The sequence below is a fragment of the Desulfobacter sp. UBA2225 genome (assembly GCF_002348205.1).
Lineage (GTDB): Bacteria > Desulfobacterota > Desulfobacteria > Desulfobacterales > Desulfobacteraceae > Desulfobacter > Desulfobacter postgatei.
Genome location: NZ_DDYV01000257.1, coordinates 1 through 7,937, shown reverse-complemented (window position 1 = coordinate 7,937; position 7,937 = coordinate 1). Strand labels below are relative to the sequence as shown.

The window sequence follows — 7,937 nt, the reverse complement described above, 5'->3', positions numbered from 1 at the left end:
TGCAGCCCAGGCTGCCATTATGCATCCTGACCGCCGATAAAAAAACGATTATAAACATTACAAGCCTGGTTACCTAACGTGACCAGGCTTGTTCTTCAGGGCAATTGATTGTAACCTACTTAAAGATAAAGATTATTCTTGGCGATACGTACTGAGGAAATCACCTATTTTCTGTATTGCGCTTGACAGAACCTTTGATTCCGGCAACATGACCATTCTAAAATGATCCGGTTCCGGCCAGTCAAATCCACTTCCCGCAACAATTAAAATATGCTTGCTTTCCAGTAAATCCAGTACAAATTTTTTGTCATTTGTAATATTAAATTTCTGGATATCAATTTTTGGAAAAAGATAAAACGCTGCCGAATTTTTAACGTATGTGATTCCCTCTATTTGATCTAAAGCTTTGATTGTCGCTTCCCTTTGCTCATAAATTCTTCCTCCGGGAGAAATCAACGCTTTTGTGCTTTCCTCATCTTCCAGTGCTGCCGGAATAACAAGTTGTGTTAGTGCATTACCACACAAACGCATGGCAGCCAGCTTTGTAATAGACGCGATTAAACCGCCAATTTGCTGACGCGGCCCGCTAATTGCGAGCCAGCCACAACGAAACCCACATACGATGTGCGACTTAGATAAGCCATTGAAGGTGAAGACCGGCATATCAGGCGCAAGTGCCGCTGTGGAGACATGTTCCAACTCATCCATCACCAATCGGTCATATATTTCGTCCGAACAAATAAGCAACTTGTGTTCTCTTGCAATTTGAATGATCTGCTTGAGCACGTCTTTCGAATATAACGAACCCGTCGGATTGTTGGGGTTAATAATGAGTATGGCACGTGTTTTAGGTGTGATTTTTTTACGAAGATCGACCACATCAGGATACCATTCACACGCCTCATCACAGCGATAAAGCACAGGCGTCGCGCCCACAATATACGCCATATTCGTCCAAAGTGAATAACTTGGAGATGGAATAAGAATTTCATCTCCGGGATTTAAAAATGCGGTCATGGCCATATTGACAACTTCACTGACACCATTTCCAATGAATATATCATCCATGGTGAGATCCAAAATCCCTTTACCAACGTGATAGTCGCATATGGCGTTTCTGGCATCCGGCATACCTTTTAAATCACAATATCCAACTGCTTTATCCACATTACGCATTAAAGCCGTGCGCACACTATCAGGCATAGTAAACCCAAACGTAGCTGGATTTCCGGTATTGAGTCTTAACACATCAATCCCGGCAGAAACCATTTTCATGGCTTTTTCAAAAATAGGACCGCGTATGTCTGAATGGACATTTTTCATTCTATCTGAAGATGGTATGGGGTTCATTATTAAATGCCTCTTTATAATTTTATATTACAGCCATGGGTTGACCTGACATATCAACTGCCAGGCATAGCCCACAACAAAGCTTGAAAGATCTGAGTAACTTACCCAGACTTTCTTATAAAAAAAATTGAAATGAAATTGAATTACGCCGGGTTGATCCAGTATCGGGTCCACGGGCATCGTTCCTTGTATGGATAGCGAATCAGTTCCGTGGTAAGAATGCGAAAGTCCTTGTATCTGACGGTGAAATAAGAAACCACCTTTTTTCCTGCTAACTCTCTTAATCCCATGGCAACATACAAAGTCCGGTATTGCCCTTGAACATCGCATTTAACCGTTCCGGTAAGAATGGTGATATCCAGTTCCCTGGTAACATCAAAAAGATTCACCATGGTAACGTCAAAATTTTTCCCCTTAAAATGGTTTTCAGCATCTGTCCGGGTGAGTTCACATTGAATAAAATTTTTGAATCCGGCCTCCAGTTCATAAAACTCCAGGCCTTCGCTTCGGCCGCTGCCGGGAACCGTTAGAAAAAGTATAAATATAATGCTGCAGATTTTTGTTATATTATCCATTTTATCCATTCACAGGTTGTACCGCAGTTTCCTTGTCAGGCTTTATCAAGGTTTTTATGGTCTGTTGAAGACGATTCAACGCAACGGGTGTAACCGTAACTGTCCCTGCCCCTGAAAATTTTGACAGATATTTGCGCTTGAGCGCTTCGTTATTATAGCCGGTTTCCACAAGTATGGGTATTTTGTGATCAAGCTTGAGCAGTTCATCAACAAAAGTCTCGGATCCCATACCGGGTATATCATAATTTACAATGATCATTTTGAATTTTTCAGGCTGATTCCTGAATATTCCCAATGCGGCTTTAGGGTCTCCTGCAATCATACCGATATAGCCCATACGCTTGACCACAGTATCTATAAGTTCACTGCGTTTGTTATTTTGATCAAGTACAAGAATATGTCCCTGACCAGCGCTAATCCAGGCCTGTGTATCCGACAAATCTGCGGCGTCAAAAACATGTCTGCCTTTCATTGACCAGGTTGTGGGATTATAGGGATGGACATTTGTCACATCAATTTCATAGACTTTTGACGCAATAAACAAATCGTTTTCATTATCAGGAACCTTGACAATGAACCCTTTATCCTGGGCAACATACCGGCGCAGCCATTTGCGGTATTCAGGATGTTCCCCGGTGAGCACCAGCATCTTTAAACCCGCATGGGAGCGCACCTGAAAGGAATGGTAAATCATGGGGGTGCCGCTATCATCCTCCTGATTTTCCATGTAGTTTTCCTCTACAAATTCCACCATAAAATCCCTGGCCCGGCAGGGCAGTGACATTGCAATCAAAACAAACACCAGGATAAAATAACGTATCATAGCCGTCTTTCCTAATATTCTTGTGGGTTCAGATAACAAGCTTATCGGCATATAAGCAAGAATCCTTGATTACAGACGAACATGACTATTTCATTCCTGATTTTATAGCAATGTTTTGGATAGAACAAACAGCAGACTGTAAAGAATGGTTAAAAACAACACTAAATTCCGGTGATCAGTGCTGCGCCGCCCCCGGTACCGGGAAAGCAAAAGACCTGCAGCATTGATCAGGGTCCCTGTACCCAGCACGTCAACAAGAAACCGGACATAATTCTGATCCCAGTAACGCCTTAATTGCAGATTGTAGAAACGGTCAAAAACAGTTTCAAATTCGGGTTTGGCCCTGTGAAAAATCAGAATGGCAGCAATCAATCCTGCACAGGCAGCAATATTGATCCAGATAAAAACAAGACCGAAAAGGTCCGTGGATTTTCGCCTGTTTGGTTGTTTTCTCTTTTCTGCCATCATCGTCAAAGATGAACCTTAATCATAAATTCAAACGGATTTGCGGGTGCCTTTACATGAAATCCCTTATGTGGGCCTTGGACTTGAACCTGCGCGTAATCATTTCAATGATCTCCTCGGCACTGGTCTCTATGGGTTTATTGCTCACATTGATCATAGAAAAACCTTTGGTAATATAATATCTCTGGGCGTGCTCAATCTCCTTTTCAATTTCCTCCTTCCCGGAATAGGCGTAGATATCTTTTGCCCCAAGGCTCTCCTGGCGCATTCTCCGGTGTGCCTGCAGCTGGTCCGGATTAATATTCAGAGCAAACACCCGGCGCCGGTCCACGCGATCCAGGCTCTGAGGCATGGGAACACCCGGTACAAAAGGGATATTGGCCACTTTCCATCCCATAACACTCATGTACATTGATAAAGGCGTTTTCCCGGCTCTGGACAGTCCTATCAACACAATTTCGGATTCAGTGATACTCTCCGGATTCAAACCGTCATCATGGGCCAGGGCAAAATCAATGGCAGACACCTGTTCTAAATTCACCAGGTGAATCTCCCTATAAAGCCCCGGGGTCTCCAGTGGCTTACGGTCAAGAAATGTTTCTATTTTTGAAATAATGGGGCCCATCAGATCAATGGTGACAATATGATTATCCATACCCTGACGCGTGAGGTACCTGCGAAGGTTTGAATCAACAATGGTATGAACAATAATACTTTCAATATCCTTGACCTTAGCGATGAGATCATCAACCTGGCTTTCCGTTCGTATTCTGGGAACTTTTACAACAGTGATGTCGGAATCAGGAAACTGAACAAGGGTGGATTCCACGAGATGAAAGGCATTGACGCCCTCACCGCAGGAGGCGATATATATCATCTGGAATTTGCTCGATCCAAGCAAGTCTTTCATAAAAATAAGACCTTTATCCTCTGAAAAATTTACGTTATAAAACTCCCATACATAAACCTGAAACAAGAGTCAATTAATGATCAAGTTTCCTTGGGGTCCGGGACTTTGTTAATTGCCTTTTTTCTTCGCCGCTGCTTCTGTTTTTTCAGCCTGGCTAATTTTCGGGCTGTGGCATCCGGCATCCCGGATTTTAGCTGTTCAATTTTTTCCACCAGGTATCGCAGGGCCATAAACCGGTTCAGATGCTGAGATCTGTATTTACCAAATTTTACGCTTATTTGGGTCGGCAAATGAGTCAAAAATACCGCAGAGGATGATTTATTGACCTTTTGGCCGCCACGGCCTGAGGATTTTATAAATTTTTCCAGGATATCTTTTTTGTAAATACCCAGATAATCCATTTTCTTTTCAAGATCTCTTATTTTTTCTATATTAGGACCGGGCATGGGGATTCATATGGCTATTTTTAAATGATAGACATCTTCGGCTTCAAAATTTTTTCAATTTTATCAGAAATCTCTTTTATGGAAAGCGGTTTGGACAGCACATCACTGATACCTGTTTGTGCCATCAGATCCAAAGTAATGTCGTCGCTGAATCCCGTACAAAGCAAAATAGGGATATCCGGACGGATTTCTTTTATATTTTCTGCCAGACAATTACCATTCATATGCGGCATATACAGATCCGTAATCACAAGTTCATACTTAAAAGGCTCTTTTCTGAAATCCGCCAGGGCGGCCAAAGGATCCGTCATGGTTGTGGAGAGATACCCTAAACGGTCCAGCATGGACTTTGCTACTTTGAGAATCATATCTTCATCATCCACAAAAAGGAGATGAATTTGATCCTTATTCATGTCGCGCCTCTCATTTAAATCAGGCGTGTGAAGCTGTGAGGCAATCATTTTTTTCATCTGTTTTGGAAAATATAATTTAAACTCACTTCCCTTGCCTAACTCGCTGTGTACCTTTATGGCGCCATCCATATCTTTGACGATACCATAAACAACAGACAGCCCCATGCCGGTTCCATCCTCATCGCCTTTGGTGGTATAAAACGGTTCAAAAATACGGTTCATCACCTCCTTTGACATACCCATTCCTGTATCTGAAACACTTAAACAGATATAATCTCCGGGCTTTATCCTGGCGTTGGAGCCGAATTGAGAGACATTTACAGGCATCAATGAAAGTTTGATTACACCTCCTGTCTTACCCATGGCATGCACGCCATTGCTAACCAAATTCATTATGATCTGGTGTAGTTGGGTAGGATCCGCAATAACAGGAGGAGAGCTTGGGTCAATCTCTTTTTTTATTGAAATATTGCGTGGAATACCGGACTGCATCAGCTTGAGCACGGTGTTTATACAGTTTTGTATTTCTAACGGCTGTCGTTCAATTTTTTTGTGACGGGAAAAATTTAAGATCTGCCGGACAAGTTCTTTCGCCTGCAAAGCACTTTCATAAACCTGTGTCAGGCTTTCTTTTGTTTCATTGTCATAATCAGAACTTTTAAGCAGCAAAAGTTCTATATTTCCTAAAATGGGAAACAGCATATTGTTGAAATCATGGGCTATTCCACCGGCCAGGGTGCCAAGGGCTTCGAGTTTCTGAACCTGGGCCATTTTTTCATTGATCTTGGTCTCATTGGGAATATTCTGCTGTACACCGACATAGTTGGTAATCTCACCATTTTCATCCCTGACCGAAGATATGGCAATATCTATTATATAAAAAGAGTTGTCTTTTCTTTTAAACTCAGCAGGGCCGCTCCACACCCGCCCCGAACTGATGGTGGCCCGCAGGTTGATGTTAAGCTGGCTGTCATGCTTGCTGCTTCTAAACAGGCTGATGTCCTTGCCGATACACTCCTTCCTGGTGAACCCGGTTAGGTGCTCAAAGGCAGGATTGAGATACTCAATGATCCCTTCGGAATTTGTAATGTAAACCATTTCAGAAAATTGCTCGACTGCGGCGAGCAGCAATCCTCTTTCTTTTTCAATTTTTTGATTGATTACAACCGAGAAGTCAGCATGTGTAGAGCCAAAACCGGTGTCGTTGCTCCGGCAATCTTTAAATAAAAAAATATTTTTTTTCAGGGCGGCATTTTCAAGTTCAAGCGCTTTAATCCGTTGTTCTAAACTTTTGTATGACGCCTTTTGAGACATGCTCCTCCTGGAAAAACAAACAGCGATTGTTAAGCAATTTAATAAAATCTTGGATAATTTTTATATACTCTGTATATGAAAATATAAATGATTGACAAGAAATTTTTCATATAGTTGCTCATTTAAGCGATTTAAGGATTCGGTAAAATATTGATATGATCGCAATGAATGGTATATGATATTAAATTCGGTTGCGAATCGGTGTGTATGGATTTAACATCTGATTGCCCAACCTTTTTGCAACCTAACAAAAGATATGGAGGTTACCGCGTTGTACTCAAAAATTGTAATTTTAGATTTCCCCCCGCAATCGGCCCAAAGGCCTATTGTCTGTCAGTTGGTTAAAAAATATGACCTGATGTTTAATATTCTAAAGGCACGAATATCTTCAAAAAGTGAAGGTCATATGGTGCTTGAAATCTCTTCCGCCGGGAAAGCTGCGTTTAACGAGGGGATTACTTATTTAAAGGAACAGGGTGCCCGTGTATCCACACCTGAGCATAAAATTTACAAGGATGAAGAGATATGTACCCATTGCGGCGCATGTACCGCGGTCTGCCCCACAAGCGCTCTGCACATCAAACGCCCTGAAATGGAAGTGATATTTGACGGGGAAAAATGCAGTTTGTGCGAGCGCTGTCTTCTCACCTGCCCAGTCCGGGCCATGGGCCTATTCAGTGAGGATTTAAAAGAAACGGTTTGATGTCTGATTCACCGGTTGTGGCCGTTGCCCTGAGCGGCGGAATAGACTCCCTGGTAGCAGGGTTTCTTATCAAACAGCGTTTTAAAAAAGTTTTCGGCATTCATTTCACCACAGGCTATGAAAAGAGCATGCCGGATGTATCTGCCCTGGCGTCTGTTTTTGGATTTCCCGTGCATACCATAGACCTGTCACGGGAATTTGAAGCCGGGGTCGTTGATTATTTTGTGTCAACCTACATGGCCGGAAAAACACCTAATCCATGTCTTGTCTGCAATATACAGATAAAATTTAAGACGTTGTTTGACCATGCACAAAAGCTGGGCGCGGATCTTTTGGCAACCGGCCATTATGCAACAGTGGTCAACAGATATACCTCTGACAGACAAGAGATCGGACCCGCATGGCTTGAAAGGGGTGTTGATCTTCGTAAAGATCAGTCCTATTTTCTATCCATGCTTTCCCATAAAATTTTAGACAGATTGGTGTTTCCCCTGGCCGGTCTTACCAAAAGCCAGGTTCGCAAAGTTGCCGGACAACACAACCTTGTACCGATTGTGCCGGGTGAAAGCCAGGATATCTGCTTTTTGCCGGATAAAAATCATGGGGCGTTCATTATCGCCAAAACCAAAGTCCCCCCTAAGCCCGGGCCGGTGCTTGACAGCCAAGGCAAGATCGTGGGATACCATCAGGGGCTTCACAAGTTTACGGTTGGTCAGCGCAAGGGTATCAATGTTCCGGGTCCTGCACCCTATTATGTAAAAAAAATTGATATGAACACCAATACCCTTCATGTGTGTTTTAAATCAGATCTTGCCCAAAAACGGATGTATATTGAAGAGATAACCTGGAATTATCCCGAAAAGGAAAACATCAAGAATCTGACGGTTCAGATCCGGTACGGCCACAAAGCAGCCCCTGCCCGCCTTAACTGGGATGAT

At 42.7% G+C, this 7,937-nt stretch carries 9 protein-coding genes; 2 read left to right on the top strand and 7 right to left on the bottom strand.

Annotated features, from left to right (window positions below):
- Positions 1-132: 132 nt before the first annotated feature.
- The 7 genes from B3D59_RS12855 to B3D59_RS12825 form a co-directional block, all read right to left on the bottom strand.
- Entirely contained in the window at positions 133-1,350 is a 1,218-nt protein-coding gene (locus tag B3D59_RS12855; protein ID WP_286820233.1) for an aminotransferase class I/II-fold pyridoxal phosphate-dependent enzyme, read from the bottom strand.
- 143 nt (positions 1,351-1,493) lie between these two features.
- Positions 1,494-1,925, bottom strand: a complete 432-nt coding sequence (locus B3D59_RS12850; RefSeq protein WP_286820232.1) for a hypothetical protein — start codon at positions 1,923-1,925, stop codon at positions 1,494-1,496.
- Position 1,926: 1 nt separating this feature from the next.
- Positions 1,927-2,748, bottom strand: coding sequence for a response regulator (locus B3D59_RS12845; RefSeq protein WP_286820231.1), 822 nt, complete (start codon positions 2,746-2,748; stop codon positions 1,927-1,929).
- A gap of 102 nt (positions 2,749-2,850) precedes the next feature.
- Positions 2,851-3,216 carry a hypothetical protein gene (locus B3D59_RS12840; protein WP_286820230.1) on the bottom strand — a complete coding sequence of 122 codons (366 nt, stop codon included), beginning with the start codon at positions 3,214-3,216 and terminating at the stop codon, positions 2,851-2,853.
- Between the two features lie 49 nt (positions 3,217-3,265).
- Positions 3,266-4,123 (bottom strand): pyruvate, water dikinase regulatory protein, encoded by an 858-nt coding sequence (locus B3D59_RS12835; protein ID WP_286820229.1) that lies wholly within the window; start codon positions 4,121-4,123, stop codon positions 3,266-3,268.
- Positions 4,124-4,203: 80 nt separating this feature from the next.
- Positions 4,204-4,569, bottom strand: coding sequence for a peptide chain release factor family protein (locus B3D59_RS12830; protein ID WP_286820228.1), 366 nt, complete (start codon positions 4,567-4,569; stop codon positions 4,204-4,206).
- A gap of 20 nt (positions 4,570-4,589) precedes the next feature.
- Positions 4,590-6,296 carry a hybrid sensor histidine kinase/response regulator gene (locus B3D59_RS12825; protein WP_286820227.1) on the bottom strand — a complete coding sequence of 569 codons (1,707 nt, stop codon included), beginning with the start codon at positions 6,294-6,296 and terminating at the stop codon, positions 4,590-4,592.
- Between the two features lie 256 nt (positions 6,297-6,552).
- Between B3D59_RS12825 and B3D59_RS12820 the strand changes: the two genes are divergently transcribed.
- Positions 6,553-6,999 carry an NIL domain-containing protein gene (locus tag B3D59_RS12820; protein ID WP_349676892.1) on the top strand — a complete coding sequence of 149 codons (447 nt, stop codon included), beginning with the start codon at positions 6,553-6,555 and terminating at the stop codon, positions 6,997-6,999.
- Positions 6,999-7,937: tRNA 2-thiouridine(34) synthase MnmA (gene mnmA / locus B3D59_RS12815; protein ID WP_286820225.1), on the top strand; the 939-nt coding region annotated here is incomplete at its 3' end. The genes B3D59_RS12820 and mnmA, both read left to right, overlap by 1 nt.

Coding starts and splice junctions, on each gene's coding strand:
- B3D59_RS12855 (WP_286820233.1), bottom strand. CDS start 1,350: ATGAACCCCATACCATCTTCAGATAGAATGAAAAATGTCCATTCAGAC.
- B3D59_RS12850 (WP_286820232.1), bottom strand. CDS start 1,925: ATGGATAATATAACAAAAATCTGCAGCATTATATTTATACTTTTTCTA.
- B3D59_RS12845 (WP_286820231.1), bottom strand. CDS start 2,748: ATGATACGTTATTTTATCCTGGTGTTTGTTTTGATTGCAATGTCACTG.
- B3D59_RS12840 (WP_286820230.1), bottom strand. CDS start 3,216: ATGATGGCAGAAAAGAGAAAACAACCAAACAGGCGAAAATCCACGGAC.
- B3D59_RS12835 (WP_286820229.1), bottom strand. CDS start 4,123: ATGAAAGACTTGCTTGGATCGAGCAAATTCCAGATGATATATATCGCC.
- B3D59_RS12830 (WP_286820228.1), bottom strand. CDS start 4,569: ATGCCCGGTCCTAATATAGAAAAAATAAGAGATCTTGAAAAGAAAATG.
- B3D59_RS12825 (WP_286820227.1), bottom strand. CDS start 6,296: ATGTCTCAAAAGGCGTCATACAAAAGTTTAGAACAACGGATTAAAGCG.
- B3D59_RS12820 (WP_349676892.1), top strand. CDS start 6,553: ATGGAGGTTACCGCGTTGTACTCAAAAATTGTAATTTTAGATTTCCCC.